A 24,966-nucleotide genomic window follows, 5' to 3' on the forward strand; every position below is an offset into this window, starting at 1 on the left:
ATTTCCGTCGTCTCAAGCTGCTAGGCGGTATGCGATGTGTTCAAAATGGCGTGGCCTCTTGGCAATTCGGCCTATCGACGGTATAGAGCCTCACTTTTCTAAAAATTCCAGCGAACAAGGTGTCATAATGGCAATCGAACGTACCTTCTCCATGATCAAGCCCGATGCGACCCGCCGCAACCTGACCGGCGCAATCACTGCCAAGCTCGAAGCAGCTGGCCTGCGCGTCGTCGCTTCGAAGCGCGTCTGGATGAGCCTGCGTGAAGCTGAAGGCTTCTATGCTGTTCACAAAGATCGTCCGTTCTTCGGCGAACTGACCGAATTCATGTCTTCCGGTCCGACCATCGTTCAGGTTCTGGAAGGCGAAAACGCCATCGCCAAGAACCGCGAAGTCATGGGTGCGACCAACCCGGCCAACGCTGACGAAGGCACCATCCGCAAGGAATTCGCCCTGTCGATCGGCGAAAACTCCGTGCACGGTTCGGACGCTCCTGAAACCGCTGCAGAAGAAATCGCATACTGGTTCTCGGGCACCGAAATCGTCGGCTGATCCCACCCGGAATTCAAAGAAAAGCCCGGCATTGCCGGGCTTTTTTGCTTTAGAGACTTTGCGCGAGCCTTGCCATTTCTTTCCCTTCGTCATCGAAGAGAACAAGCTTGCCCATATCGATCTTGTAGGATTTGGTCTTACCGAGCACGTCGAGAAACTTGCGCTCCTGGTTCATGAGGGCAGGCGGGCACTGAACATAGGTCGATCCGATATCGGCAAAGGAAATGTTGTCCCCGGTCACGACCGCCTTGCTGAAATAACGGTTGCAGCCGCCTGAACCGCTGACGGCACCGTCGGTCGAAACCGTCAGTGTGGTTTGCGCATTGTCGATCACGCCGCCGCCCTGAATGTCCTCCGCGAGCCAGTCCTTGCCCTCGATACCGATGGCCGCGCCTTCGTCACCGCTTTTGCGGACCATCACAACCTTGATCTCTGCCGGGGTGCCGGGGTTCTCCGGATCAATGGAATAGCGTTCGTCATTGACGAACCACAGCGTATCGCCTGCCGAAATGCGTGCCTGCAGGGCATAGGTATGGCCCGGCTGGATCTGGTCCGTATCAAAGTTGATGGCAAACGGGATCGGTGATCCCTGAACGGATTCGATCCGCGTTTCACCAATGACTTTCGACGGGGCATCGGCCAGCGAGACGTCGGAAAGCTGAACCGTCAGGTTCGCCTCCGGCGGCAGCGCGATGCGCTCGCGATACATGACCTTGCCGCTGACGGTTTTTTCCGCCGCCATGCTGCTTGTCGGCATCGATGTGGTCAGGAACAAGGCAGCGCCGCCAAGCGCGCCAATGCCGACCACCAGTGCCGCAGCAATTGAGAGGGTTTTCGCCAATCCATTTCGCATCGTCAAAGCCCGAAACTTCCGTTCCCGCACGCGTTGTTTGTTGTAAGACAGATGGCGCTGATGCGGATTCCAAATCTGTCTGTCATCATCGCTTGTCAGCGCCTGATTCATAATGCCGACATTAGCGAAATCTTCATGTGAAAATTGTGGCAGCGCAAGAACGTGCTGACCAAATTACCCGTTATTTTAGGGGGTTAAATAGTTAATTCGCAATTAAAATGAGAAAGGGGATCAATAGAATAGCCAGTAATCGAAAGCTTATGACTGCTGCCAGCGGTCGCGAATCTTCTCGTCTTCCTCTTTGGACGACACCCAACCGCCGACCGAACCGTCTGCAAGATGCTCCCTTTTCCAGAATGGGGCATCGGTTTTCATGTAGTCCATCAGGAAAGAGGCGGCTTCGAAAGCCGCGTGTCGATGCGATGATGCTGCTGCGACCAGAACAATGTTTTCGCCCGGTTTGATGAGCCCGTAACGGTGAATGATCGTGAGGGCTGTTATCGGCCAGCGCTCGATAGCCTGTCGGGCGATGCGGGTGATTTCCGCTTCGGCCATGCCCGGATAATGTTCCAGCTCCAGAGCCGAAAGCGTGCCGCTTTCATCGCGACACAGGCCGGTAAAGGTGACGATGGCGCCGATATCCGTTCGCCCGTGCTCAAGCTTGCGCAGCTCCGCTGCCGTGTCGAAGTCTTCGTTTCTTATGCCGACGAAAAGTGGGCATGTCATTGGGGCGTTTCCGGTTTTGCTTGAATCATTGAAAATGCCCTGCGCAAAACCGCTCCGCACCTTTGCTGGAAATGCTCTGGCCCGCACATCTCATCCCCCCGTCATGGGAGGAAAGAGCGCAACTTCATCGCCGTCATTCACGAGTTCAATATGCTCGGCATGTTCCTGGTTGATCGCGGCGCGAATGACATGCTCATGCTCGAAAGCCGCTTCATATTCCTCGCCGCGCGATTTCAGGTGGCTGATCAGATCGCCCACGGTTGTTTTGGGTGAGGGGAGTTCGATGACTTCCTCACCCTTGCCGATTTTCTCGCGCACCCATGCGAAATAGACGAGTTTTACCGCCACTGGATCAATCCATTACGTGTTTGAGGCCCGCCTTGAAGTAATCCCAGCCCGTATAAAGCGTCAGAAGCGCCGAGATCCAAAGCAGGACAATGCCAATTTCCGTTACATAGGGCATGACTTTGTCACCAGCAGGGCCTGCGAGCAGAAATGCAAGCGCAATCATTTGTGCGGTCGTTTTCCACTTGGCGAGACGGGAAACGGGAACGCTGACCTTCAGCTCGGCAAGATATTCACGCAGCCCCGAAACCAGAATTTCGCGGCACAGGATGATGATCGCAGCCCAAAGCGTCCAGCCGGCAATGGTTCCGTCGGCTGCAAGGAGCAGCAGGATGGCGGATACGAGAAGCTTGTCGGCAATCGGGTCAAGCATGCGACCGATGGTCGAGGTCTGCTTCCATATGCGGGCGAGATAGCCATCGAAAAAATCCGTGATGCTGGCGACGGCAAACAATCCCAAGGCGGTCCATCGGGCGAAATCGCTCGATTCCAGTTTCCCCTCGATAAAGAAGCACAATACCACAAGGGGAACGGCAATGATCCGGCCATAGGTGAGGATATTGGGCAAGGAGAGGGTATGTTTTTTCTGCATTGTTCCGCCGCATCGTTGTCAGCCGCACATCAACAGGGATGACCGTTAAAATCAACACCTGCGAATATATTCTACCGGGACCTAATGACGCTTGCGCCTCAATTCCGGACAAAATTACGTCATCTGTCACGAAAATGATCGTGAATCGTCTTGGCCATGGCCTCCGAAATGCCTTCGATCTGCATCAGATCGGCAACCGCGGCTCTGGAGACGGCCTTTGCGGTTCCGAAATGGTGCAGAAGCGCACGCTTTCGCGACGGACCGATTCCCGCAATCTCATCAAGCGGGTTCTTGACCATTTCCTTCTTGCGCCGGGCGCGGTGTGTGCCGATGGCAAACCGGTGCGCTTCATCGCGCAGGCGCTGGATGAAATAGAGCACGGGATCGCGCGGCGGCAGTGTAAAGGCCTGCTTGCCTTCCACGAAGAAACGTTCGCGCCCTGCTTCACGGTCGACGCCCTTGGCAATGCCGATTGCATTGACGAGATGGCTGATCCCAAGCTCGCCGAGAATTTGCCTGACCGCGCCAACCTGACCTTGCCCGCCGTCGATCAGAATGACGTCGGGCCATGCAGGAAACGTGTCGGTTACCTCTGCGTCAGTTGGCTCTTCCGGCGTACCATGTTCCTTGACCAGCCGTGAGAAGCGCCGCTCGATTACCTCGCGCATCATGCCAAAGTCGTCGCCCGGCGTAATATCGGTCGAGCGGATGTTGAACTTGCGGTACTGATTTTTGACGAAGCCTTCCGGTCCTGCGACGATCATGCCGCCGACAGCGTTCGTACCCATGATATGCGAGTTATCATAGACCTCGATCCGGCGCGGCGGTTGGGACAAGCCGAAGGTTTCGGCCATGCCTTGCAACAGGCGGGCTTGCGAAGATGTTTCGGCAAGCCGTCGTCCAAGCGCTTCGCGCGCGTTGGTAAGCGCGTGATCGACAAGATCCTTCTTCTCTCCGCGCTGGGGGACGTTGACTTGTACCTTATGGCCCGCGCGCGTCGAGAGCGCTTCGGCAATAAGCGATTGCTCCTCAACCGTCTCGGACAAGAGAACCAGCCGCGGACATGGCTTGTCGTCATAGAACTGGGACAGGAATGCCCCCAGAACCTCTGCCGGGCCTAGTGAACTGTCCGCCTTGGGGAAATAGGCGCGATTGCCCCAGTTCTGGCCGGTACGGAAGAAGAAGACCTGAATGCAGGTCATGCCGCCTTCCTGATGGATGGCAAAGACGTCAGCCTCTTCAACCGTCTGCGGATTGATGCCCTGATGGGATTGCACATGAGAAAGCGCCGCCAGACGATCCCGGTAAACGGCTGCATGCTCAAAATCGAGGTCCGCCGACGCGGCCTGCATTGCCGTTGCGAGGTGGTCCTTTACCGACTGGCTCTTGCCGGAAAGAAACGCCTTGGCTTCATTGACGAGTTCGGCATAGTTCTCATCGCTGATCTCGTGCGTGCAGGGGCCGGAACAACGCTTGATCTGAAAGAGAAGGCAGGGACGGGTACGCGTTTCAAAAACCGAATCCGTGCAGGTCCGCAGCAGGAAGGCGCGCTGAAGCGCGTTGATCGTGCGACCAACGGCACCGGCAGAGGCGAAGGGACCGAAATAGTCTCCCTTGCGGGACCGCGCACCGCGATGCTTGAAAATGCCGGGTGCCCGATGGTCGCCGGTCAGAAGAATATAGGGAAACGACTTGTCGTCGCGCATCAGCACGTTGAAGCGCGGACGCAACCTCTTGATGAGATTGGCTTCAAGCAACAAGGCTTCGGTTTCCGTTCGGGTGACAACGAATTCCATCGTCACCGTTTCGCGGATCATTCGCGTGATGCGATTTGAATGGCCGATACCGCGCGCATAGTTGGAAACGCGTTTCTTGAGATTGCGTGCCTTGCCGACATAGAGCACGTCACCATCGCTGTTGAACATGCGGTAGACGCCCGGATTGTTCGGCAGACGCTTCACGAAAGCATTGATGATGTCCTGGCCGCTCAGGCCTTCAATATCCGGCAGGCCGTCCGAGGAATCCCATTGAATGGAATCGGCAGCGGACGGAGAGGCCGGAACATCGGCTATATCGTCGGTCTCGTCATCATCGTCGGTTTCCGCGTCACCAATGATAATACCGGCCACATCCTGCTCGTCATCAGACGGCAGGTTTGCAACGGCATCCTCATTGTTCTTGCGGTTTCCAGTCATTCCGTAATTCCTGCAATATCCGGGGTTTCCCAGGCCAGGTGCTGTCCGCCATCAAGTGCGATCATCTGGCCAGTGACGGAGCGGCTTTCCCAGAAATAGCGAACAGTACGCCCAAATTCCGACAATTCCGGCGCACGCTGCAAAAGAAGTTTCTCGACCTGCTGTTCGAAGTCGCCAGGCTTCTGCCGTTCGCTCGGCAATGTCGGGCCGGGTGCGATTGCATTGACCCGGATTTCCGGTGCAAGCGCCTGCGCCATGGTTCGGGTGGCATTCCAGAGGGCTGTCTTCGAAAGCGTATAGGAAAAGAAGTTCGGGTTGAGCTTCCAGACGCGCTGGTCGATGACATTGACGACAAGCGCCTCTTCGCCGCTGGGCAGGGCTTTCGCCATTTCTTCGGCCAGCAGGACCGGCGCCTTGAGATGGATGGCAAAGTGCTTGTCCCACAGCGCCATATCCAGTCGGCCAATGTGATCATCTTCAAAGAGCGATGCATTGTTGACCAGAAGCCGGATTGGCCCGATCTGGCGTGACGCATCCTCCACAAGATTGCGAACATCGGATTCGGATGAAAGGTCTGCGCGCACAACACAGGCCTTCCCGCCTTGTTCGTTTATGGCCGCTGCGAGGGCCGCGCCTTCATCGATGGAGTGATTATAGTGTATGGCGACCGGGAAGCCGTGGGCGGCAAGGTCTTCGACAATTGCCTTGCCAATACGCCGTGCGCCGCCGGTGACCAGAACCGGACATTTAGCAAGCAGGCGGGGCTCGTGATCGTTCAACACGGTAAACACTTTCTTATCGAGATTCTTCAGTCGATTTCATGCCATTTCGGTCGGAAGATTGCAGCTAAAAACAGCGGCTGCAACATTCATAACTGACAAATTGATAGAGATTTCAGCGACTTCGTTTCTTTCTGCCGGTTGTTGCGGTCGCCGCATTCGAAACTCTCCCACTATATAGGTGGCTGAATCCGGCGTTGCGATAATGCAACATCGCATTTTTGCCACGTTCTCGTCAGGTTCTCTCCACAGAAGCGGGCATTTCGTGCCGCAATTACCGCCGATATGTCGGTCCTGTCAGCGCGGCATGGACGATTTGCTCCCAACATCGCCCGCCCGATAAGGGACCGCGCAAAAGGTAATTTGTGTAAGGAGAATGCTATGCGCACTCTTAAGTCTCTCGTAATCGCCTCGGCTGCGCTGCTGCCGTTCTCTGCGACTGCTTTCGCTGCTGATGCCATTCAGGAACAGCCTCCTGTTCCGGCTCCGGTTGAAATGGCTCCGCAGTATAGCTGGGCTGGTGGCTACACCGGTCTGTACCTCGGCTACGGCTGGAACAAGGCCAAGACCGACACTGTAGGTACCGTTAAGCCCGACGACATGAAGGCTGGCGCTTACGCTGGTTGGAACTTCCAGCAGGACCAGTTCGTATACGGTGTTGAAGGTGACGCCGGTTACTCTTGGGCCAAGAAGTCCAAGGACGGTCTGGAAGTCAAGCAGGGCTTCGAAGGCTCGCTGCGCGCACGTCTCGGCTACGACCTGAACCCGGTTATGCCGTACATCACGGCTGGTGTTGCCGGTTCGCAGGTTAAGCTCGACAACGGCTTTGACGACGAAAGCAAGTTCCGCGTTGGTTGGACTGCTGGTGCCGGTCTGGAAGCCAAGCTCACGGACAACATCCTGGGCCGCGTCGAATACCGTTACACCCAGTTCGGCAACAAGAACTATGATCTTGGCACCGAAACGGTCCGTAACAAGCTCGACACCCACGACATCCGCGTCGGCGTTGGCTACAAGTTCTAATTATCTGATAATTGGACACGAAAAACCGGGCAGGCAACTGTCCGGTTTTTTGTTATGTTTTTAGGGTTAGAGGTTTGCCACCTCAACCAGCCAGTCGCGAAATGCAGCCATTGCTTGCGTTTCCGACCGTGATTGCAGCCTTGTCAGCCAGTAGCTGCCCATTGTCACCGTTGTATCGAATGGCTGAATGATGGTTTCCGAGAGCAACTGACGGGAGAACATCAGCGGCGGCGCAAGTGCTACGCCCGCTCCCTGCATGGCTGCTTCCATCATCGCGAGCGACGAATCGAACATGATGCTTCGGGGCAGGGGCATGTCGCCCGTGACGCCTGCTGCCATAAACCATTGCGTCCATTCATCGGCACGATAGGAGCGCAATAAAGTGTGCCGCGCGAGATCGGCTGGTGTTCGCAATTCGTGGGCCAGTTCCGGAATGCAAAGCGGTGACAACGGTGCTTCCAGCAATCGGGTTGCGTCGATGCCATGCCAGGCGCCGCTGCCGAAACGGATGGCGTAATCGAGACCCTCTGCGGCGATGTCCACCCGGTTGTTGTTGGTCGAAAGCCGCAGGTCGATGAACGGATAACGATTCTGAAAGTCGCGCAGACGCGGCATAAGCCAGCCGACGGCCAGCGTGCCGACCGCACCCACGCGCAATATTTCCCGATAATGCCCTGCTTCGAAACGTTCAAGCGTTCCGGCAATCCTGTCGAATGCGTCCTTCAATGTGGGGAGTAGCGTTTCTCCTTCGCTCGTCAGCATCAGCCCGCGGGGCAGGCGCTCGAACAAAGTCACATTCAGGCGTGTTTCGAGGCTTTTGACCTGATGGCTGACAGCTGCCTGCGTGACGCAAAGTTCAATCGCGGCCTTCGTAAAACTCAAGTGACGCGCCGAAGCCTCGAAGGCGCGCAGGGAATTGAGCGGGAGATGCGGTCGAACCATGTTGCCCCAAATTTTTCTAATGCCAAATGCTAGATAACGTCGTTTGTCCTCTTTGTGCAAGCATCGTATATCAGCGGGGCCTGATAGGCTTATATCCCGCAGAAGCGTTGAAAAAATGCTGTAAGCGGGCTTCAATATAACGGATCGCGCAATACCGGCTATGTCTTGAGAAAGACGTAGCGGAACGCATAATCATGAGGTTTATCTATCTGTCATGAGAAAATCTACGACATTTTTGATCGGTTTCCTCGCCACCGCTGCTATTATCCCGAATAGCGGTGCGCTGGCTGCAAGCAAGGTGAACGATGACGATTTGCGCCGTATCGTCGATGAAATCGTGCGCCCACTCATGGCCGAGCAGAAGATTCCCGGCATGGCGGTTGCCATAACCATCGACGGCAAGAGCCACTTCTTCGGTTATGGTGTGGCATCGAAGGAAAGCGGGCAAAAAGTCACTGAAGACACGATTTTCGAGATCGGCTCGGTCAGCAAGACCTTCACTGCAATGCTTGGCGGCTACGGGCTGGCGACAGGCGCGTTCTCCCTGTCCGATCCCGCGACCAAATGGGCCCCTGAACTGGCAGGCAGCAGCTTCGACAAGATCACCATGCTTGATCTTGGGACCTACACGCCGGGCGGACTACCCCTCCAGTTTCCCGATGCTGTCACCGATGACAGTTCGATGCTGGCATATTTCAAGAACTGGAAGCCGGACTATCCAGCAGGCACGCAGCGTCGCTATTCGAATCCCAGCATCGGCCTGTTCGGCTATCTGGCGGCACGGAGCATGGACAAGCCGTTCGACGTTTTGATGGAACAAACGCTTCTGCCTGCATTCGGCCTGAAGAACACCTTCATCAATGTGCCGGAAAGCCAGATGAAGAACTACGCCTACGGCTATTCCAAAGCCAACAAGCCGATCCGGGTATCGGGCGGGGCGCTGGATGCACAAGCCTATGGCATCAAGACCACTGCGCTTGATCTTGCCCACTTCATCGAACTGAACATCGACAGCTCATCTCTGGAGCCTGATTTCCAGAAAGCCGTCGCCGCAACGCATACCGGTTACTACCGTGTCGATGCGAACAATCAGGGGCTTGGCTGGGAGTTCTACAGCTATCCGACTGCGCTCAAGACACTTCTTGCGGGCAATTCGTCGGACATGGCGCTGAAGTCGCACAAAATCAGCAAATTCGACCAACCCTTGCAGCCGTCAGCGGATGTCTTGGTCAACAAGACAGGCTCGACCAACGGTTTTGGCGCCTATGCGGCCTTTATTCCCGCGAAGAAGACCGGAATTGTTCTGCTTGCCAACCGGAATTATCCAATCGATGAGCGCGTAAAAGCCGCTTATCGGATATTGCAGGCGCTCGACGGGAAACAATAATCCGCAAAAAGAAACCCCGGAAATCCGGGGTTTCATTCTTTCCAGACCGGTCAGCCGCGCGGCAGCAGTTCAGTCAATTCGGGATGCACTTCCTGAAAGCGCTTCATCCAGCGCTTGAGCTTGGGACGGTTACGTTCCCATTTGCCCTCGAAGCGCAACGCCAGATAGCCCAGCGTGGCGGCGACAGCGATATGACCGCCATGCAGCTTGCCCGCCAGACGTGGCGGTGCTTCGTTCAGAAGATCGAGTGCACGTTCAGCCTTGCGCCATTGCAGGTCGAGCCAGGGCTGATGAATCTTTTCTTCGGGACGCATACGGCGTTCATAGACATGTGCCAGAAGCACGTCGCAGAGACCGTCGGCGATGGCTTCATAGCGCTCTGCATCGGTGCGCTTTTCGGCATTACGCGGGAAGAGCTTGTTACCCGAAACCCGGTTCAGATATTGGATGATTGCACGGCTGTCGAAAACCGATTTGCCATCATCCGTCACCAGCGTCGGAATTTTTCCGAGTGGATTGGCATGGATGAGGTTCTCCGGTTCCGCCGAGGTGTTGACGACGACGCTTTCAAACGGAATGCCAGCATAGTGAGCGGCCATGCGCACCTTCGCGCTGTAGGGCGAAGCAGGCGAATAGAGTATCTGTGTCATCGTTCGTTCCTAAACCGGATATGTAAAGTTTATTGCGTGGCGGGCATCATGACGGAACGGCTTCGGCAAGCATTGGCATCGACCTGACCGCAAGCGCGGTATTGCAGGTCTTTTGTCATGCAGATGCGAACTTCCTGAAGATAGTTCCGCTTGCAGCTAATCGAAATTCCGTCGGGCTTCATGCCGGGATTGGCTGCGATAAAAGCTTTTTCAACGAGAAGGGGATCAACACGCCGACCACTCGCCAGATTGCGCAGGCTGGGCGGAATTTTGACCTGATCGAAAGCGTTGCGCAGCGTTGAGAAATATTCATCCTGCGACAGCCCCGAACAACTGCCATGCTTGCGCCATTGATAAGCGGCGAGACCGGCGGAAGGCATGATATCCGACAGGCGGGAGATGATCGGGCGAGGGACATAGCTGCCCCGGCTGCGGGCATTGTCGAGCTGGCAGTTCGCCGGGTAACCCCATTCATTCTGCGGCCAGAGGCCATGCACCACGAAACCGAAGGGACGATTGGTTCCACATTGCTGCTTGTTGGCGCGGGGGCCTTCCGATGCACAATAGCTGGGCGACCAGGAGAGGGCGAGGACGTAAAAGTCGAACTCGCCCGGAACGTCATCTGCCCGACCCGGCGCAATTGCCAAAATACTCGCAACCGCCGCTGCGAGCAACGTAACCGCAGCCGCACCAAACTTCCGCAGCATGTGCCCTCCACTCAATCGTTGCTCAAGGCTTCAGTGTCTGAATCAAAAAGCGACAGGCCGAGGCGAAAATGGTGATTTTCGAGTACCGGAGCGGAGCGTACTTAAAGGTACGTGAGCACCGGAACGCAGACAAATTGCCATTTGCAGACCGGCATGGCGACTTTTGGAACAGACACTAGCGAAGAACGCGGCAGCTTGCGTCGTAAACATACCAGCGGTCGAAACCGTCGACGCAGAATTCGACATTGCGGCCCATCGAGGCAAAGCCCTGACCTTCTTCGACCATATACCAGACCGAACGGTACTGACCGTCGGTCAGAACGGCGGTTGCCTTGCAATAGGTGCGTTCGATCTGGGCCGGATTGGTCCTCGGCTCATAGCGCGTCAGTTGAACATCGCTCATGGCCGAAATGCCGACCTGCGGCAGGTTCGGGACATGACGTACCTGATAGCCGAAATCGGAAACCACCGAACGCAAAACGCTCTGCTGGCTGCAAGCGCCTGCATCGGCAACGCCTGCTGGAGCAGAAGCGAGATAGTCTGCGGCGCTGGCCGGCAGAGACACAAGCGTCAGAGGAAGGACAGACGCCGCAAACAGGGCTGCGCGTGAATACTGTCCGATACGTTCCAGGGTTCGTTGCATATCTCTGTCCTGTCCCAAATTGCGGGCTGGCACCCGTTCAAGTCTATGATAGCCGAAGCATTGAGGCGCAGTTTCCGTCAGCAATTCACGCGGGTCAAGTGCGATCCGTCTCGCTTCTCACCCACTTGATGCTGAAATTGCTCCCTTTTTCCTCAGCCAGAAGCTTGGTAAGGCAGGGAAGCAGGGTTTGCATCTCACTTTCAAGTGTATAGGGCGGGTTGACGACAATCATACCGGTGCCATCCAGGCGTGGTTCGGCGGAGGGGGCACGAATCGCCAGTTCGATCTGCATGATCTTCGGAATGCCTGTTTCACGTAAGTGTCTGGTGAAACGTTCCGTTTCCTTGCGGTCCTTCACCGGATACCACAGCGCATAAATGCCGCCGCCGAAACGCTTGTACGCCTTGGCCAGACCGTCAACCAGGCGATCGAATTCGCCTTCCTTTTCAAAAGGCGGGTCAACCAGCACCATGCCGCGTTTTTCCTTCGGTGGAAGGTGAGCGCCAAGCGCCAGCCAACCGTCCAGCTCGGTCACCCGAACCTGATAATCGCCGTCGAATAGCTTCGCCAGTTTGGTGGAGTCCTGCGGATGCAGTTCCAGTGCGGACAGGCGATCCTGCTTGCGTAGCAAATGCCGCACGAGAAGGGGCGATCCCGGATAATGGCGCAGCTTTTCGCCTTCATTGACCGAGCGGACGGCAGCAAGATAAGGCTCCAGCAAATCCAGAACGGGCTGCTCGATCTGCCCTTTCTTCACCGCGTCCAGGATGCGGTCGATACCGCCTGCCCATTCGCCGGTTTTGCCTGCCTCAATACCCTTCAGGTCGTAGAGGCCGATGCCTGCATGGGTGTCGATGACACGAAAGGCCTGATCCTTGCGTTTCAGATACTCGACAAGACGCGTCAGGATGACGTGCTTGACGACATCCGCAAAATTTCCGGCGTGATAGGCGTGACGATAATTCATGGTTGCGCTTGTTTCATGTCGGTCTCATTTCGGCAAGAGGGTCGATAGGGAAAGGCAAAAACACCCCCAGTGACTGAATCAAAAAGCGGCAGGCCGTGGCGAAAATGGTGATTTTCGAGTACCGCAGCGGAGCGTACTTAAAGGTACGTGAGCACCGGAACGCAGACAAATTGCCATTTGCAGACCGGCATGGCGACTTTTGGAACAGACACTGCGTCGTTCCTGCAATATCTCTCCTGTCACAAATGTGACATACAACCTTCAACATCCGCTCCTTATCCTTTGAGTCGAGTCCCGAAATGTCTGGTGGCGTCCTTCTGATCGTCCTCTTTGGCGCGTTCCTCCACGCGAGCTGGAACGCAATTGTAAAGGGAAGCGGAGACAAGTTCTTCAGCGCGGCCAGTGTGACCAGCGCTGCCGGGTTGATTGCTCTTTTCACCTTGCCTTTTCTGCCGCTGCCGAACCCGGCAAGCTGGATTTACATGCTTCTGTCTACGGTTACGCAGACCTTCTATATGTCGCTCGTGGCGGCGGCTTATAAATCCGGCGATATGAGCGAAGCCTATCCGATCATGCGCGGCACTCCGCCCTTGCTGGTGGCGCTGGTCAGTGCGCCGCTGGTCGGCGAGATCATGGGCTGGCAGAGCTGGCTCGGTATCGTGCTGATCTGTTCCGGCGTTCTGGCGATGGCGCTTGATGCGCGGCGAAGAAATCGTGGGGCTTCAAGCCGCACTGCCTTGCTTGCGCTGACCAATGCCGGTTTCATAGCAAGTTATACGATCATTGACGGCCTCGGTGTTCGTGTGTCGGGCGAGCCGATTTCCTATACGCTGTGGCTGTTCCTGATGAACGCCATACCGCTGGCGGGTTGGGCCCTTTACCGCGAACCGGATCGTTTCATCCAGTATCTGCGCAATCACTGGCGACCGGCCATGATCGGTGGCGTTGGTACGCTCGGTTCCTATGGCCTTGCACTCTGGGCGATGACCATGGCTCCGATTGCCGTCGTGGCGGCACTCCGCGAAACCGCGATACTCTTCGGTGTGCTCATTTCGGCTCTGGTGTTGAAAGAAAAAGTCGGGCTATCGCGTTTCGTGGCTGCCGGCTTTATTGTTCTCGGCGCAATTGCATTGCGCCTGTCTTGAAAATTTATTTCGTCACAGTGACAATCTTCCGGCAGAAATTCGTTTCTGCAGGAAGTGGCTTGAGATAATAAAGTAATATGAACCAGCACGCTCCAATCTCGAACATCAAAACCGGTCATTCGGCTTGTCCGCACGACTGTCCGTCAACTTGCGCACTCGATGTCGAAATTCTCGATGAGCGGACCATCGGGCGCGTGCGCGGCGCGAAGGACAACAGCTATACGGCTGGCGTCATCTGCGCCAAGGTGGCGCGCTATGCCGAGCGCGTTCATCATCCCGATCGCCTCAAGCATCCGTTGGTTCGTGCCGGTGCGAAAGGTGCGGGGCAGTGGAAGGAAGCTTCATGGGAAGCCGCACTTGATCTCATTACAGAGCGTTTCCTGAAAGCTGAGCGCGATTATGGCAGCGAGAGCGTCTGGCCCTATTACTATGCAGGCACCATGGGGCTGGTGCAGCGCGACTCGATCAATCGCCTGCGCTTTGCCAAGCGCTATTCCAACCAGTTCGACAGTTTCTGCACCAATATGGCCTGGACCGGCTATTTTGCGGGAACAGGAAGCCTGACTGGTCCTGATCCGCGTGAAATGGCGAAGGCCGATGTGGTGGTGATCTGGGGCACCAATGCCGCCGCCACGCAGGTCAATGTCATGACTCATGCGGTCCGAGCACGTAAGGAACGCGGCGCCAAGATCGTCGTCATCGACGTTTATGCCAATGCGACCGTCCGTCAGGCGGATATGGGCATTGTGCTGAAACCTGGAACCGATGGCGCCTTTGCCTGCGCGGTCATGCATGTGCTGTTTCGTGACGGCCTTGCAGACTGGGATTATCTGGAGCGCTACACCGATGATCCGAAGGGGCTGGAAGCACATCTTCAGACCCGCACACCGGAATGGGCAGCCGCGATCACCGGCCTGTCCGTTGAAGAGATCGAGGCATTCGCCCATCTCGTCGGCAAAACCAAGCGCACCTATTTCCGCCTCGGCTATGGTTTCACCCGCCAGCGCAACGGCGCGGTGAACATGCATGCAGCCGCTTCGATTGCCTGCGTGACAGGTGCTTTCCTTTATGAAGGCGGTGGGGCATTCCACTCGAACTCCGGCATCTTCAAGATGGACAAGCGCGAGATCGAAGGTCGCGCCATGCAGGATGTGGGGCTTCGTTTTCTCGATCAGTCGAAGATCGGTCGCATTCTCACCGGTGACAGTGAGGCTCTTTATGGCGGCCCACCCGTCATGGCGATGCTGATCCAGAACACCAACCCGATGAATGTGACGCCGGAACAGCGGCTGGTTCGCAAAGGCTTTGCACGCGAGGATCTTTTCGTTGCCGTGCACGAACAGTTCATGACCGATACGGCGAAGATGGCCGATGTCGTATTGCCAGCCACGACGTTCCTCGAACATGACGATATTTATCGCGGCGGCGGGCAGCAGCATGTCGTTCTGGGGCCGAAGCTGATTGAGCCTCTCGCCGATGCGCGTCCGAATATCTTCGTAATCAACGAACTGGCAAAGCGCCTCGGCGTTGGCGATCTGCCGGGCTTCGATCTGGATGAACGCACGCTGATCGACAACATGAACGCCAATAGCGACTTGCCGCAATTCGATGAATTGAAGGAAAAGCGCTTTGTCGATCTACAGCCGCCTTTCGAAGATGCGCATTATATCAATGGCTTTAAATGGCCGGATGGCAAGTTCCGCTTTCGTCCTGACTGGACCGGAAGCCCGTCGCCGAACAAGCCACCGGAAGTCATGGGGCTTCAGGGTGATTTCCAGTCGATACCGGAATTTCCGGATTATTGGGAAGTGATTGAAACGGCGGATGCCGAACATCCCTTCCGCATGACGACTTCACCGGCGCATAATTTCCTGAACTCGACCTTTGCCGAGACGCCCACGTCGCTTGCCAAGGAAATCCGGCCTGAACTGCTTATCCATCCCGACGATGCGGCAGAACTTGGCATCGAGAATGGCGAGCGGATCGAGATCGGCAATCATCGTGGCGAACTGGTGCTTCATGCCGTGCTGCGTGCCGGACAAAAACGCGGGGTCGTCGTGTCGGAGGGCATTTTTCCGAACTCGACATTCGAGCGCGGCGAGGGGATCAATATATTGATCGGCGCTGAACCTGCCGCACCCTATGGCGGGCTGGCAGTCCACGACACCAAGATCTGGATACGCAAAATAAATACATAAATATTTATCCAACAACGCCGGGACGCATATATAAAATTTATATGCGTCCCGGCGTTGTTGTTTATTCGCGCTGATTGTTAGCCAGCGTAACGCAGTCTCAGCTTGGAAACACCCACAGCAGCATTCAGGCCGCGCTGGCCCTGAAGCGAAATCGGCTGAAGCGAAATCGTCTTCCACGAACCGCCGGTCAGGATGTTGGTGCCGAAGCCGACGCCAATCGCTGCATTGGCAGATGCGCCGACATAACGGCCCTGAAGAGCGCCTTCGGGACGAACAGTCGGAGCCCAGACGGCCCAGGCGACACGGCCGCCATTGATGAAGCCGACATCGATGCCGAGCTTGGTAATCGTCCCTGTATAACGCTCAGCCGGACCACGTCCACGGGCCGGGCTGAATACGCAGTCCACATCCTGCTGGCTGCCGATGATGACGCCGATTGCAGGAGAAATATCGCAGGACAGCGTGCCGACTTCCGAGCGCGGCTGGGTGCGACCCGAAGCGGGAGGAGCTACGTAGTCGGCAGCAATGGCTGGAGCCGTGACCGCAATGCCGGAAATGACGGTCATTGCCGAAAGGAAGGAAGTCGAAAAACGGAGAGACATGTCTTTGTCCTCTTCTAAAACACACATTGAAAGAGACGCTTACACGTCCCTTAACGAGATTTGCCGAAGCAAGTTCCGTTACGAATGGGAATTAGAGCTTTTTGCGGGAAATTAAAGTTTTATTAACAAAAAAATTGGGATGTGATTAATTTGCCGCGGCTAAAAAAGGAAAGAACGCCGTCAGGCGCTCAGAACCATCACATCGGCCAGATCCGGCTGGCTGTTTTGTTCGTCGGCAAATTTGCGAAGGGCCAATGCATAAAGTTGATGCTCGGCTTTCAGAACGCGGGCTGCGAGCGCTTCGGCATCGTCACCAGCATGCACCGGCACCGCCGCCTGTGCCAGAATCGGACCTTCATCCATCCCTTCCGTGACCAGGTGAACGGTGCAGCCTGCGACTTTCATACCCGCATCCAGCGCGCGCTGGTGGGTATGCAGTCCGGGGAAAAGCGGGAGCAGGGAAGGGTGAATGTTGAGAATACGGCCCTCATAGGGAGCAATGAAACGGCCCGACAGAAGACGCATGTAGCCAGCAAGGCAAATCATATCCGGCTTCAACGCGGCGAGTGCGTCCAGAATGGCATCTTCATGCGCATCCTTCGAGGCAAAGTCCTTGCGCTTGAAAACCTGTGTCGCAATACCGGCAGCCTTTGCCTTGGCAAGGCCGCCAGCTTCTTCCTTGTCGGAAAAGACCGCCACCACTTCCGCCGGAAAATCGGCGGCTTGAGCAGCGCGGATCAGCGCCTCCATATTGGAGCCGCCGCCCGAAATGAAGATGACGACCCGCTTGCGGCTCATAGCGAAAGCGTACCCTTATAGACGACGCCGTCTTTTTCACGCTTCACCATCCGGCCGAGCGTGACAACCTTTTCGCCTTCTGCGGCAAGGACAGCCACAACTTCCTCAACCTTCTCAAGCTTCACGACGGCAATCATGCCGATGCCGCAATTGAATGTGCGCAGCATTTCATTCGGCTCGACGCCGCCCGTCTTGGCAAGCCAGGAGAAGACTGGCGGAACGGAAATGGACGCAAGATCGATTTCAGCAGCGAGACCTTCCGGCAGGACGCGCGGAATATTGTCGGGAAAACCGCCGCCGGTGATGTGGGCCAGCGCCTTGATACCGTCTGAAGCGCGGATTGCGGCAAGAAGAGGCTTCACATAAATGCGTGTTGGGGCGAGCAGGGCTTCACCGAGTGTTGCGCCCGGCTGGAACGGGGCATCGGACTTCCAGCCAAGACCGGAGAGTTCAACGATGCGGCGCACCAGAGAAAATCCGTTGGAATGAACGCCGGACGAAGCAAGGCCGAGTATGACATCACCTTCGGCGATATCGCCACGCGGCAGCAGACGGTCGCGTTCAGCCGCACCAACCGCGAAACCTGCAAGATCATAATCGCCGTCGCGATACATGCCGGGCATTTCAGCGGTTTCACCACCGATCAGCGCGCTGCCAGCCTGTCGGCATCCTTCGGCGATACCCGCAACGATATCGACACCCTGATCCGGCGAAAGCTTGCCGGTCGCAAAATAGTCGAGGAAGAAAAGCGGCTCAGCACCCTGAACGACGAGATCGTTGACACACATGGCAACAAGATCAATGCCTACCGTGTCATGCTTGTCGGCATCGATGGCGATCTTCAACTTGGTGCCGACACCGTCATTGGCGGCAACGAGTACCGGGTCCTTGAAACCAGCGGCCTTGAGGTCGAACAGGCCGCCAAAGCCGCCAATCTCTCCGTCCGCACCGGCGCGGCGCGTGGAGCGCACGAGGGGCTTGATCTTCTCGACCATCAGGTTACCAGCATCGATGTCGACACCAGCCTGCGCATAGGTCAGGCCGTTCTGGCCAACAGACTTATCGGCGGGCTTATTTTCCATGGTCATGGCCTGCTCCTGAAATTGGGTGCTTATCCACGCAGCTGTTTAATGCATTTTCGGCAAAAGCGTGTAACGGTTTTGCTCAAGAAAAATGCGATAAAAAGAGAATGTGCGCGCAATGGCACGAGACGGCGCTGCCTGCAAGGCCACAAAGCCCGAAAAGAGCGAAACAGTGCAGGATTCTGCCTGAAATCGTAAAGCACCGTCCATAACTCGATAGAAGGTTGTGTTTCGTCTGGCTTTTCGCACAGACATTGCAATCTTGAGTAACCGTTCTAACTTGTTCCCGTTCGCACTAAGATATCCGTAACGCCATTCTGCTATCAGGACTGGCTCTATCCAGCTCATTTCTTAGAAAATGGACGCACATGGTCAAGAAACCGACACCCACGCGCACGAGCGCCAGTCGAACGATCCGTCAGTCGGAAGCGACAGTTCGCGATGGTGATATCCACGTCAATGTGGAAGTCGGCGCGCTGACCGGCTCTTCGGTACGTCGTCAGGCGATGTTCTGGGTGGGGACCGTCGCGGTCTTCATTCTGTTTCTCATCGTATTCAGTTCAGTGCTGTTGCCTTTTGTTGCGGGCATGGCGCTGGCCTATTTCCTCGACCCTGTCGCAGACAGGCTCGAACGTTTCGGCCTGTCCCGGCTTGCGGCTACAATCGTCATCCTGCTCATCTTCCTGATGGCGCTGATCCTCGGCCTGATGATCGTCGTGCCGATCCTCGCAACGCAGCTCGCTGATTTCATTTCCAAAATCCCCGAATACATCACCCAGTTGCAGTCGCTGCTGGCAAATGAGGATTCGCAATGGCTGAAGAAATATATCGGCATTGACAGTTCGGTCATTCAGCAGAATCTGAGTTCGCTGCTCCAGCAGGGCGCCGGTTTCCTGTCTACCCTGCTTCAGTCCCTGTGGAATTCGGGGAAATCGCTGATCGATATTGCGGGGCTTTTCGTCGTCACTCCGGTGGTTGCATTCTACATGCTTCTGGACTGGGACCGCATGGTGAGCAGCATCGATTCATGGGTGCCGCGCCGCCAGCTTCATACCGTGCGCCGCATCGCCCGCGAGATGAATGCCGCCGTCGCCGGTTTCATTCGCGGACAGGGAACGCTCTGCCTCATTCTGGGAACCTATTACGCCATCGGTCTTACGCTGACCGGGCTCAATTTCGGCCTGCTGATCGGCTTTTTTGCCGGTCTCATCAGCTTTATTCCCTATATCGGTTCCTTTGTTGGTCTGGCGCTCGCCATCGGTGTGGCGCTGGTCCAGTTCTGGCCTGACTGGATCATGATCTGTGCCGTCGCGGGTGTGTTTTTCCTTGGTCAGTTTGTGGAAGGAAACATCCTCCAGCCGAAGCTCGTCGGCTCGTCCGTGGGGCTTCATCCGGTCTGGCTCATGTTCGCTCTTTTTGCCTTCGGTTCGCTGTTCGGCTTCACCGGAATGCTGGTGGCAGTGCCCGCAGCGGCTGCAGTCGGGGTGCTTGTGCGGTTCGCATTGAATAGCTATCTCCACTCACCGATGTATGATCCTGCCTACCATCAGCCGAACCCCGACGCCGGGCCGCTGATCGAGGCAGGCGAGAATGCGGGCAAAGAGAAATGAGACTGGGTCGTAACCGGGCAGGATTTGAAACGGGATTTGCAGGAGGCCGCGATGCGTGAGGCACCGCGCCAGATTCCGTTGAATCTTGAGCATCAGCCCGGTTATCATCGGGAAGACATGATCGTCACGGATTCCAACCGTGCCGCCGTCGATCTTATCGATCGCTGGCCGAACTGGCTGTCGCCTGTCACGATCCTTGCCGGACCGACCGGATCAGGTAAGACGCATCTGGCGGAAATCTGGCGCGCCGGAACAGGCGCACTTCTGGTAGACCCCACGCACATTACCGAGGAAGCCGTGAACGGCGCTGCCGAATATCCGGTGCTGATCGATGATATTGGTGCTGCGCCTTTCGATGAAACCGGACTTTTCCATCTCATCAACAGCGTTCGGCAGAATGCGGCTCAGGGGCTTGGGCCTTCCCTGCTGATGACCTCCCGCTTGTGGCCAGCCAACTGGAACGTCAAGCTCCCCGATCTTGCCTCGCGTCTCAAGGCTGCAACCGTCGTGGAAATTTCAGAACCGGACGACCTGCTGCTTTCCGGCGTTATTCACAAACTCTTCGCGGACCGGCAGGTAAGCGTCGAGCCGCATGTCGTCGCCTATCTGGTGAGCCGGATCGAGCGCTCGCTTCTGTCTGCGATCCAGATCGTCGACAAGCTCGACCGGGCGGCACTTGAGCAGAAAAGCCGCATCACGCGCACGCTTGCCGCTCAGGTTCTGGCGGGTGGCGAACAGCCGGAACGCTGAGGATGACGATAGCGGTCACCGGCGCGGGTGGTTTTATCGGAAGCGCCCTTACAAAAATGCTGATCGGGGAAGGGCATGATGTCCTGCCTCTGTCCCGGAATGAACTGTCTGATCCGGATTTTTCAGGTGTGGAAACTGTCGTTCATTGTGCAGCATTTGCTCACCGCACCGGCGCGGAACGACCGGATGCAGATACATTCGATGCGGTCAATCATCGACTGGCCGTGGAACTCGCCACCAAGGCAAAAGCCACCGGCGTAAAGCGCTTCGTATTTGTATCCACGATCTATACGATTGTGGGAAACCCGTCGCCGCTGACGCCGGACATGCCGCTGAAGCCGCGTGATGATTACGGCCGTGCCAAGGCGAAGGCGGAAGCCGATCTGCGCGAAATCAACGGAATCGAGATCGTCATCGCGCGCCCGGTTCTTGTTTACGGTCCCGGAGCGCGGGCGAACCTGAAAGCCTTGATAAAGCTCTGCAACAGCGGATTGCCGTTGCCGTTCGGTCTGGCAAACAACAGGCGCAGTTTCGTGTCGCTTGAAAACGTCGCACATGCGCTGACATTTTTAAGCGTGGCGCCTGCCGAAAAGGTTGCCGGGCGGGTGTTTCATCTTGCTGAGCCGCAACCGCGCTCCACAAAAGAACTTGTAACGAAGCTGCGTGCTGCCTTGGGAAAGCCTTTGCGTCTTGTACCCGTTCCACCGGTCTTCATGCGGCTCCTGCTATCGGCAGTAGGCAAAGGCGGTCTCTACGACCAGCTTTATGGTGATCTGGTCGCAGACAGTTCATCACTGATTGAAGCAGGATTCGATTATCTGCCGGGCGACCGGCAGCTCGAAGCAATGGCGCGTGGTCTGGATTAGAGCATGTCTCCCAAAAGTGGGAACCGGTTTTGGGATAAATACATGCGTAAAAACAAAGAGATAGGGCGGTTCCACCGACTCCGTTTTAACCGGAACCGCTCTAGTTTTTCTGGCCGACAGCTTTTGGCGGCTCCATGCGTGAATGCGCTGGATTTGAAACCTGTTTCGGTGCGGCAGCCGTTGCAGTTTGCGTCTTCCTGGCAATCGAGCCGGTGATAAGGCTTGCACTGTCAGGCTTGTTGCGCCCACCGATAAGCTGATCTTCGTGTACCCAGCCGATCATGTTCGTCTTCGGGACGATCACGCGATGCCAGCGTCCGGTCTTCCCATAGGAGCGCATCTCGCGGCCTTTTTCCACGACGCCGATGGATGGCGACTTGTCCCAGGCATTCTTATGGATGGTGAGCCGCGCCTTGGCATAAATCACAGATGGGGAGCTTGCCGGAGTGTTGACGCCACGCGGCGGCATGGAGCGTAGCGCAGCGGCGGGCGGGGATACGGCAACCTGATTTTTGGGGCGCGGCGGGGTGGCGGTCTGGATTGCCGCCTGCTGCACCGGCTTTTGCGGTGCGGGTGCCGCCACAACGGGTGCCGATGGACGCGGTACAGGGCCGACAGCGGCGCCGTAATCCTTCGACGGCGCCTTATTTTCGGGTGCTTTGCTGGTGACGGTCGCCTTTGGCTCGGCTCTCGCAGATGACTGTGTGTTCGGCTTGGAAGCGGGGCGCTGGAACAGGGCTGTTATGGCGGCTTGCGGGCTCTTGTGCTGGGAGGTTGCCCACAGGCTGAAGGCACCTAGGCCCAAAATTGCGGCAAGTGCGAGAACGGGGGTGGACGAGCCGGAGGACTTGCCCGACGACTTGGCCGAGCGCTTTGTGGAGCGCTGGGGCGAGCGGGTGGTGCGTTTCCGTGCAGCCATCGTCTGTCTCCTGTTCGAATCGCGATGGGGAGACGCTACCAATTGTTCCTTCGCATTTGGTTACCGCAGCGTCTGGCGCGGACGCTGGAACGATGAAGCGGAAACAAAAAACGCCGCTTTCGCGGCGTTTCAAGGTAGATTGGTGAAGACTTACTGGTGCCCAGACGTCTTGTCATCGCAAGAGGTCTGGCCTGATGCCTTCTCCTGCTGCCGTTGGTTGGCTTCGCTTGCCTCAACTGCGTTGCGCAGCTCTGCCCATTCGCGTTCATGACGACGATAAAGCTCGTCGGAAACAGTCTGGATACCCATTTCGGTCCTCCGTTTTATCTGGTGCCCCAAATAACATGGCGAAGTCCGAAATGTTGCATCACAAAGCGTAAGCGTTTGAAATCTTAATCGGTTTATATGTTTATAACGTCTTGCCGATTTCAGTTTTCCTGAATGGAAACACCACCTTCTCCGATTTTCATCTCGATTCCGGCGGGTTTGGTCTCTTCACGATAGACATAAACCGCAAGACCCGCAGCCACGACAATCAGCGCGCCAATAATCAGATAAAGCCCGTTTCTATTCACATTCAGTCTCCAGCCTATTGGTAGTGAAGTGAAAACGCGTGCGCGTGCGATTTTGTTCCCCCGAGAGGCTTCGCAGAAAAGCAGAAAACCCACGCGAGGGGGCTCGCGTGGGTTCGTCTGTCGTTCACTTCGCGTCAGTGCGTGATGGCCGGTAGTGTTTCGGTCGGGACCATGGAGGTGAATGGCGGCAGATAGGCCTGAGCCATCACCAGAAGGCCGACGAGTGCGGCCAGCGCAATGGAATGGAAGAACACATAGCGCAGGATCTTCGATTCATGCCCGTACCACTGCGTCGCGGTTGAGGCGACGACGATGGACTGTGCGTCAATCATCTTGCCCATCACGCCACCGGAGGAATTTGCAGCCGCCATCAGGACAGGCGACAGGCCGAGCTGTTCCGCCGTGATCTTCTGCAGGCCGCCAAACAGGACGTTCGACGCCGTGTCGGACCCTGTCAGCGCGACACCAAGCCAGCCGAGCATCGCTCCGAAGAACGGGTAGACCCAGCCGGTCTGCGCGAAAGCGAGGCCGAGGGTCGCATCGGTGCCCGAATAGCGCGTGACATAGCCAAGCGCCAGCATGGCCGAGATCGTGATCAGCGAGAAGCGAACCACGTAGGCGGTCTTGCCGTATTCCTTCAGAAGCTTCAGCGGGTTGAAGCCGAGCACAAGTCCGCCGACCACGGCAGAGAGCAGGATGCCCGTACCGGTGGCCGAAAGCAGATTGAGCGTATAGATCGCGGCTTCCGAATGCGCTTCGGCCACGACGGGCGGAACCTTGAATACAAGATTGTGCAGATAGGGGATCGGCATTTTCCAGACCCAGAGTGAGTCCAGCCATGTCCGGAATTGCGGCGTGCCCCAGAGAAACACGAACACCGACAGGATAAGCCAGGGCGTCCATGCCCGGAAAACGGTTCCGATGGAATGCTTCGGCGGCGCTGGCATAGGGGCCGAATCCGCTTCACCTTCCTTGCCGGTCGAGGTCCAGATTCGCTTCGGCTGCCAGATGCGCAGGAAGCCTGCCAGAGCCGCCATCGAACAGATCGCCGCGATCACGTCCACCAGCCATGGTCCATGGAAATTGGACACCAGATATTGCGGAACGGCGAAGGCAACACCTGCCACCAGCAATGCAGGCCAGACTTCCAGCATGCCCCTGCGTCCGGCAAAGGCCCAGATCAGCCAGAAGGGCACGATGACGGAAAAGAACGGAAGCTGGCGTCCGATCATCCCGGAGAGTTGCAAAAGGTCAATTCCGGTCACCGCCGAAAGCGCAATGACCGGCGTTCCAAGCGCGCCATAGGCGACCGGCGCCGTATTGGCGATCAGTGAAAGGCCAGCCGCGGGCAGGGGAGCAAAACCCAGCCCCATCAGCATCGCAGCCGTCACGGCTACAGGCGTACCGAAACCCGCGGCACCCTCAAAGAAAGCACCGAACGAAAAGGCGATAAAGAGAAGCTGAAGACGACGATCCGGCGTGATGCCGGCAATGGAATCACGCAGAATATTGAACTGGCCGGTCTGTTCGGTCAGCCGATAGAGAAATATGACGTTGAGAATGATCCAGCCAATGGGCAGAAGTCCATAGGCGGCACCGTAAACGGCGGTGGCACCCGCCATGTCGGCAGGCATTCCGAAGCCGACGACTGCGATGACAAGCGCTGTCAGAAGCCCAAGTATGGCTGCGGTGTGTGCTTTGATGTGGAAAAAGCCGATACCGCCCAGCAGGACGACAATTGGCAAGGCGGCAAGCAATGTCGACCAGAACATGCTCCCCAAAGGGTCATAAACTTGATTCCAGGGCATAGGTCCTCCCTTCCTGGATGTGCAGTTCCTCTCCTTGATAATGAATGCGCCGTCGCAATTTTTTCGACGGTTATGCAATGAACGACCATCCTCTCCCGAATGGCAGTTGAATTACGAAGTGCTAATTTATGTAGGCAGATAATTGGTAAGCTTACTTTACCAGAGCTGTCAATTCGCTGATTCTGCTACTTTCGGACGGGAAAGCGCTTCAAGCGCTTGCATGTAGTCTGGTCCGTGCTGCTTCAAGTTGTACT

At 56.6% G+C, this 24,966-nt stretch carries 26 protein-coding genes; 8 read left to right on the forward strand and 18 right to left on the reverse strand.

Features of this window, described 5'->3' with window-relative positions; genetic code table 11:
• The first annotated feature begins 127 nt into the window (after positions 1–127).
• Positions 128–550, forward strand: coding sequence for a nucleoside-diphosphate kinase (gene ndk / locus F9K94_RS00285; protein WP_010661674.1), 423 nt, complete (start codon positions 128–130; stop codon positions 548–550).
• A 49-nt stretch (positions 551–599) separates the two neighbouring features.
• Here ndk and F9K94_RS00290 read toward each other — a convergent pair whose 3' ends face one another.
• From F9K94_RS00290 to F9K94_RS00315, 6 genes are all read right to left on the reverse strand, one after another.
• Positions 600–1,403, reverse strand: a complete 804-nt coding sequence (locus F9K94_RS00290; RefSeq protein WP_151644070.1) for a YbaY family lipoprotein — start codon at positions 1,401–1,403, stop codon at positions 600–602.
• Positions 1,404–1,661: 258 nt separating this feature from the next.
• The gene (locus F9K94_RS00295) at positions 1,662–2,129 is read right to left on the reverse strand and encodes a molybdenum cofactor biosynthesis protein MoaE (RefSeq protein ID WP_061347322.1); all 468 of its coding nucleotides are present in this window, start codon (positions 2,127–2,129) and stop codon (positions 1,662–1,664) included.
• A gap of 90 nt (positions 2,130–2,219) precedes the next feature.
• Entirely contained in the window at positions 2,220–2,477 is a 258-nt protein-coding gene (gene moaD, locus F9K94_RS00300) for a molybdopterin converting factor subunit 1 (RefSeq protein WP_151554821.1), read from the reverse strand.
• A gap of 4 nt (positions 2,478–2,481) precedes the next feature.
• Positions 2,482–3,066: a CDP-diacylglycerol--glycerol-3-phosphate 3-phosphatidyltransferase gene (gene pgsA / locus F9K94_RS00305; RefSeq protein WP_151642968.1), complete on the reverse strand. Its 585-nt coding sequence runs from the start codon at positions 3,064–3,066 to the stop codon at positions 2,482–2,484.
• 119 nt (positions 3,067–3,185) lie between these two features.
• Positions 3,186–5,261 (reverse strand): excinuclease ABC subunit UvrC, encoded by a 2,076-nt coding sequence (gene uvrC / locus F9K94_RS00310; protein WP_151642970.1) that lies wholly within the window; start codon positions 5,259–5,261, stop codon positions 3,186–3,188.
• Positions 5,258–6,043: an SDR family oxidoreductase gene (locus F9K94_RS00315; protein WP_235920550.1), complete on the reverse strand. Its 786-nt coding sequence runs from the start codon at positions 6,041–6,043 to the stop codon at positions 5,258–5,260. The genes uvrC and F9K94_RS00315 overlap by 4 nt, the downstream gene beginning before the upstream one ends.
• Before the next feature lie 378 nt (positions 6,044–6,421).
• Here F9K94_RS00315 and omp25 point away from each other — a divergent pair, with 378 nt between their 5' ends.
• On the forward strand, positions 6,422–7,063 hold the full coding sequence (gene omp25 / locus F9K94_RS00320; protein WP_140019826.1) for an outer membrane protein Omp25: 642 nt from the start codon (positions 6,422–6,424) through the stop codon (positions 7,061–7,063).
• 66 nt (positions 7,064–7,129) lie between these two features.
• Here omp25 and gcvA read toward each other — a convergent pair whose 3' ends face one another.
• The gene (gene gcvA, locus F9K94_RS00325; RefSeq protein ID WP_151642974.1) at positions 7,130–8,005 is read right to left on the reverse strand and encodes a transcriptional regulator GcvA; all 876 of its coding nucleotides are present in this window, start codon (positions 8,003–8,005) and stop codon (positions 7,130–7,132) included.
• Between the two features lie 214 nt (positions 8,006–8,219).
• Between gcvA and blaOCH the strand changes: the two genes are divergently transcribed.
• Positions 8,220–9,392 carry an OCH family extended-spectrum class C beta-lactamase gene (gene blaOCH / locus F9K94_RS00330; protein WP_151642976.1) on the forward strand — a complete coding sequence of 391 codons (1,173 nt, stop codon included), beginning with the start codon at positions 8,220–8,222 and terminating at the stop codon, positions 9,390–9,392.
• Between the two features lie 50 nt (positions 9,393–9,442).
• Here blaOCH and F9K94_RS00335 read toward each other — a convergent pair whose 3' ends face one another.
• The 4 genes from F9K94_RS00335 to F9K94_RS00350 form a co-directional block, all read right to left on the reverse strand.
• The gene (locus F9K94_RS00335) at positions 9,443–10,042 is read right to left on the reverse strand and encodes a glutathione S-transferase (RefSeq protein ID WP_010661684.1); all 600 of its coding nucleotides are present in this window, start codon (positions 10,040–10,042) and stop codon (positions 9,443–9,445) included.
• A gap of 29 nt (positions 10,043–10,071) precedes the next feature.
• Positions 10,072–10,749 carry a ribonuclease T2 family protein gene (locus F9K94_RS00340; RefSeq protein ID WP_151642978.1) on the reverse strand — a complete coding sequence of 226 codons (678 nt, stop codon included), beginning with the start codon at positions 10,747–10,749 and terminating at the stop codon, positions 10,072–10,074.
• 175 nt (positions 10,750–10,924) lie between these two features.
• Positions 10,925–11,392: a phage portal protein gene (locus F9K94_RS00345; RefSeq protein ID WP_151642980.1), complete on the reverse strand. Its 468-nt coding sequence runs from the start codon at positions 11,390–11,392 to the stop codon at positions 10,925–10,927.
• Between the two features lie 94 nt (positions 11,393–11,486).
• Positions 11,487–12,359: a 23S rRNA (adenine(2030)-N(6))-methyltransferase RlmJ gene (locus tag F9K94_RS00350; protein ID WP_151642982.1), complete on the reverse strand. Its 873-nt coding sequence runs from the start codon at positions 12,357–12,359 to the stop codon at positions 11,487–11,489.
• Between the two features lie 299 nt (positions 12,360–12,658).
• On the opposite strand from F9K94_RS00350, the gene F9K94_RS00360 reads away from it, so the two are divergent.
• Positions 12,659–13,504: a DMT family transporter gene (locus F9K94_RS00360; protein ID WP_151642984.1), complete on the forward strand. Its 846-nt coding sequence runs from the start codon at positions 12,659–12,661 to the stop codon at positions 13,502–13,504.
• Between the two features lie 77 nt (positions 13,505–13,581).
• Positions 13,582–15,702, forward strand: a complete 2,121-nt coding sequence (locus F9K94_RS00365) for a molybdopterin oxidoreductase family protein (protein WP_151642986.1) — start codon at positions 13,582–13,584, stop codon at positions 15,700–15,702.
• A 77-nt stretch (positions 15,703–15,779) separates the two neighbouring features.
• Here the strand turns inward: F9K94_RS00365 and F9K94_RS00370 are convergent, their stop codons facing one another.
• The 3 genes from F9K94_RS00370 to purM form a co-directional block, all read right to left on the reverse strand.
• Positions 15,780–16,304: a DUF992 domain-containing protein gene (locus tag F9K94_RS00370; RefSeq protein ID WP_061347336.1), complete on the reverse strand. Its 525-nt coding sequence runs from the start codon at positions 16,302–16,304 to the stop codon at positions 15,780–15,782.
• Between the two features lie 180 nt (positions 16,305–16,484).
• The gene (purN, locus tag F9K94_RS00375) at positions 16,485–17,102 is read right to left on the reverse strand and encodes a phosphoribosylglycinamide formyltransferase (protein ID WP_151642988.1); all 618 of its coding nucleotides are present in this window, start codon (positions 17,100–17,102) and stop codon (positions 16,485–16,487) included.
• On the reverse strand, positions 17,099–18,190 hold the full coding sequence (gene purM, locus F9K94_RS00380; protein WP_151642990.1) for a phosphoribosylformylglycinamidine cyclo-ligase: 1,092 nt from the start codon (positions 18,188–18,190) through the stop codon (positions 17,099–17,101). Before purM ends, purN begins: the two co-directional genes overlap by 4 nt.
• Positions 18,191–18,552: 362 nt before the next feature.
• Between purM and F9K94_RS00385 the strand changes: the two genes are divergently transcribed.
• Genes F9K94_RS00385 through F9K94_RS00395 form a run of 3 tightly spaced genes read left to right on the forward strand, consistent with a single transcriptional unit; the run spans position 18,553 to position 21,410 of the window.
• Entirely contained in the window at positions 18,553–19,794 is a 1,242-nt protein-coding gene (locus F9K94_RS00385; protein ID WP_192799419.1) for an AI-2E family transporter, read from the forward strand.
• A gap of 51 nt (positions 19,795–19,845) precedes the next feature.
• Positions 19,846–20,544, forward strand: coding sequence for a DnaA regulatory inactivator HdaA (gene hdaA, locus F9K94_RS00390; protein ID WP_151642992.1), 699 nt, complete (start codon positions 19,846–19,848; stop codon positions 20,542–20,544).
• Between the two features lie 2 nt (positions 20,545–20,546).
• Entirely contained in the window at positions 20,547–21,410 is an 864-nt protein-coding gene (locus F9K94_RS00395; RefSeq protein WP_151642994.1) for an NAD-dependent epimerase/dehydratase family protein, read from the forward strand.
• 100 nt (positions 21,411–21,510) lie between these two features.
• Here the strand turns inward: F9K94_RS00395 and F9K94_RS00400 are convergent, their stop codons facing one another.
• From F9K94_RS00400 to F9K94_RS00410, 4 genes are all read right to left on the reverse strand, one after another.
• Positions 21,511–22,329, reverse strand: coding sequence for a hypothetical protein (locus F9K94_RS00400; protein ID WP_151642996.1), 819 nt, complete (start codon positions 22,327–22,329; stop codon positions 21,511–21,513).
• 150 nt (positions 22,330–22,479) lie between these two features.
• Positions 22,480–22,638 (reverse strand): hypothetical protein, encoded by a 159-nt coding sequence (locus F9K94_RS24330; protein WP_010661697.1) that lies wholly within the window; start codon positions 22,636–22,638, stop codon positions 22,480–22,482.
• Between the two features lie 119 nt (positions 22,639–22,757).
• Complete coding sequence (locus F9K94_RS00405; RefSeq protein WP_010661698.1) at positions 22,758–22,904, reverse strand: hypothetical protein; 147 nt, start codon at positions 22,902–22,904, stop codon at positions 22,758–22,760.
• Between the two features lie 134 nt (positions 22,905–23,038).
• Positions 23,039–24,712, reverse strand: a complete 1,674-nt coding sequence (locus tag F9K94_RS00410; protein WP_151642999.1) for an L-lactate permease — start codon at positions 24,710–24,712, stop codon at positions 23,039–23,041.
• Between the last annotated feature and the right edge of the window lie 254 nt (positions 24,713–24,966).

The organism is Brucella tritici (assembly GCF_008932285.1).
In the GTDB taxonomy this organism is placed as follows: Bacteria; Pseudomonadota; Alphaproteobacteria; order Rhizobiales; family Rhizobiaceae; genus Brucella; species Brucella tritici.

What these genes read in the sequence shown, in the direction of transcription:
- ndk (WP_010661674.1), top strand. Translation starts at nt 128, where the DNA reads ATGGCAATCGAACGTACCTTCTCCATGATCAAGCCCGATGCGACCCGC.
- F9K94_RS00290 (WP_151644070.1), bottom strand. Translation starts at nt 1,403, where the DNA reads ATGCGAAATGGATTGGCGAAAACCCTCTCAATTGCTGCGGCACTGGTG.
- F9K94_RS00295 (WP_061347322.1), bottom strand. Translation starts at nt 2,129, where the DNA reads ATGACATGCCCACTTTTCGTCGGCATAAGAAACGAAGACTTCGACACG.
- pgsA (WP_151642968.1), bottom strand. Translation starts at nt 3,066, where the DNA reads ATGCAGAAAAAACATACCCTCTCCTTGCCCAATATCCTCACCTATGGC.
- uvrC (WP_151642970.1), bottom strand. Translation starts at nt 5,261, where the DNA reads ATGACTGGAAACCGCAAGAACAATGAGGATGCCGTTGCAAACCTGCCG.
- omp25 (WP_140019826.1), top strand. Translation starts at nt 6,422, where the DNA reads ATGCGCACTCTTAAGTCTCTCGTAATCGCCTCGGCTGCGCTGCTGCCG.
- gcvA (WP_151642974.1), bottom strand. Translation starts at nt 8,005, where the DNA reads ATGGTTCGACCGCATCTCCCGCTCAATTCCCTGCGCGCCTTCGAGGCT.
- blaOCH (WP_151642976.1), top strand. Translation starts at nt 8,220, where the DNA reads ATGAGAAAATCTACGACATTTTTGATCGGTTTCCTCGCCACCGCTGCT.
- F9K94_RS00335 (WP_010661684.1), bottom strand. Translation starts at nt 10,042, where the DNA reads ATGACACAGATACTCTATTCGCCTGCTTCGCCCTACAGCGCGAAGGTG.
- F9K94_RS00340 (WP_151642978.1), bottom strand. Translation starts at nt 10,749, where the DNA reads ATGCTGCGGAAGTTTGGTGCGGCTGCGGTTACGTTGCTCGCAGCGGCG.
- F9K94_RS00345 (WP_151642980.1), bottom strand. Translation starts at nt 11,392, where the DNA reads ATGCAACGAACCCTGGAACGTATCGGACAGTATTCACGCGCAGCCCTG.
- F9K94_RS00350 (WP_151642982.1), bottom strand. Translation starts at nt 12,359, where the DNA reads ATGAATTATCGTCACGCCTATCACGCCGGAAATTTTGCGGATGTCGTC.
- F9K94_RS00360 (WP_151642984.1), top strand. Translation starts at nt 12,659, where the DNA reads ATGTCTGGTGGCGTCCTTCTGATCGTCCTCTTTGGCGCGTTCCTCCAC.
- F9K94_RS00365 (WP_151642986.1), top strand. Translation starts at nt 13,582, where the DNA reads ATGAACCAGCACGCTCCAATCTCGAACATCAAAACCGGTCATTCGGCT.
- F9K94_RS00370 (WP_061347336.1), bottom strand. Translation starts at nt 16,304, where the DNA reads ATGTCTCTCCGTTTTTCGACTTCCTTCCTTTCGGCAATGACCGTCATT.
- purN (WP_151642988.1), bottom strand. Translation starts at nt 17,102, where the DNA reads ATGAGCCGCAAGCGGGTCGTCATCTTCATTTCGGGCGGCGGCTCCAAT.
- purM (WP_151642990.1), bottom strand. Translation starts at nt 18,190, where the DNA reads ATGACCATGGAAAATAAGCCCGCCGATAAGTCTGTTGGCCAGAACGGC.
- F9K94_RS00385 (WP_192799419.1), top strand. Translation starts at nt 18,553, where the DNA reads ATGGTCAAGAAACCGACACCCACGCGCACGAGCGCCAGTCGAACGATC.
- hdaA (WP_151642992.1), top strand. Translation starts at nt 19,846, where the DNA reads ATGCGTGAGGCACCGCGCCAGATTCCGTTGAATCTTGAGCATCAGCCC.
- F9K94_RS00395 (WP_151642994.1), top strand. Translation starts at nt 20,547, where the DNA reads ATGACGATAGCGGTCACCGGCGCGGGTGGTTTTATCGGAAGCGCCCTT.
- F9K94_RS00400 (WP_151642996.1), bottom strand. Translation starts at nt 22,329, where the DNA reads ATGGCTGCACGGAAACGCACCACCCGCTCGCCCCAGCGCTCCACAAAG.
- F9K94_RS24330 (WP_010661697.1), bottom strand. Translation starts at nt 22,638, where the DNA reads ATGGGTATCCAGACTGTTTCCGACGAGCTTTATCGTCGTCATGAACGC.
- F9K94_RS00410 (WP_151642999.1), bottom strand. Translation starts at nt 24,712, where the DNA reads ATGCCCTGGAATCAAGTTTATGACCCTTTGGGGAGCATGTTCTGGTCG.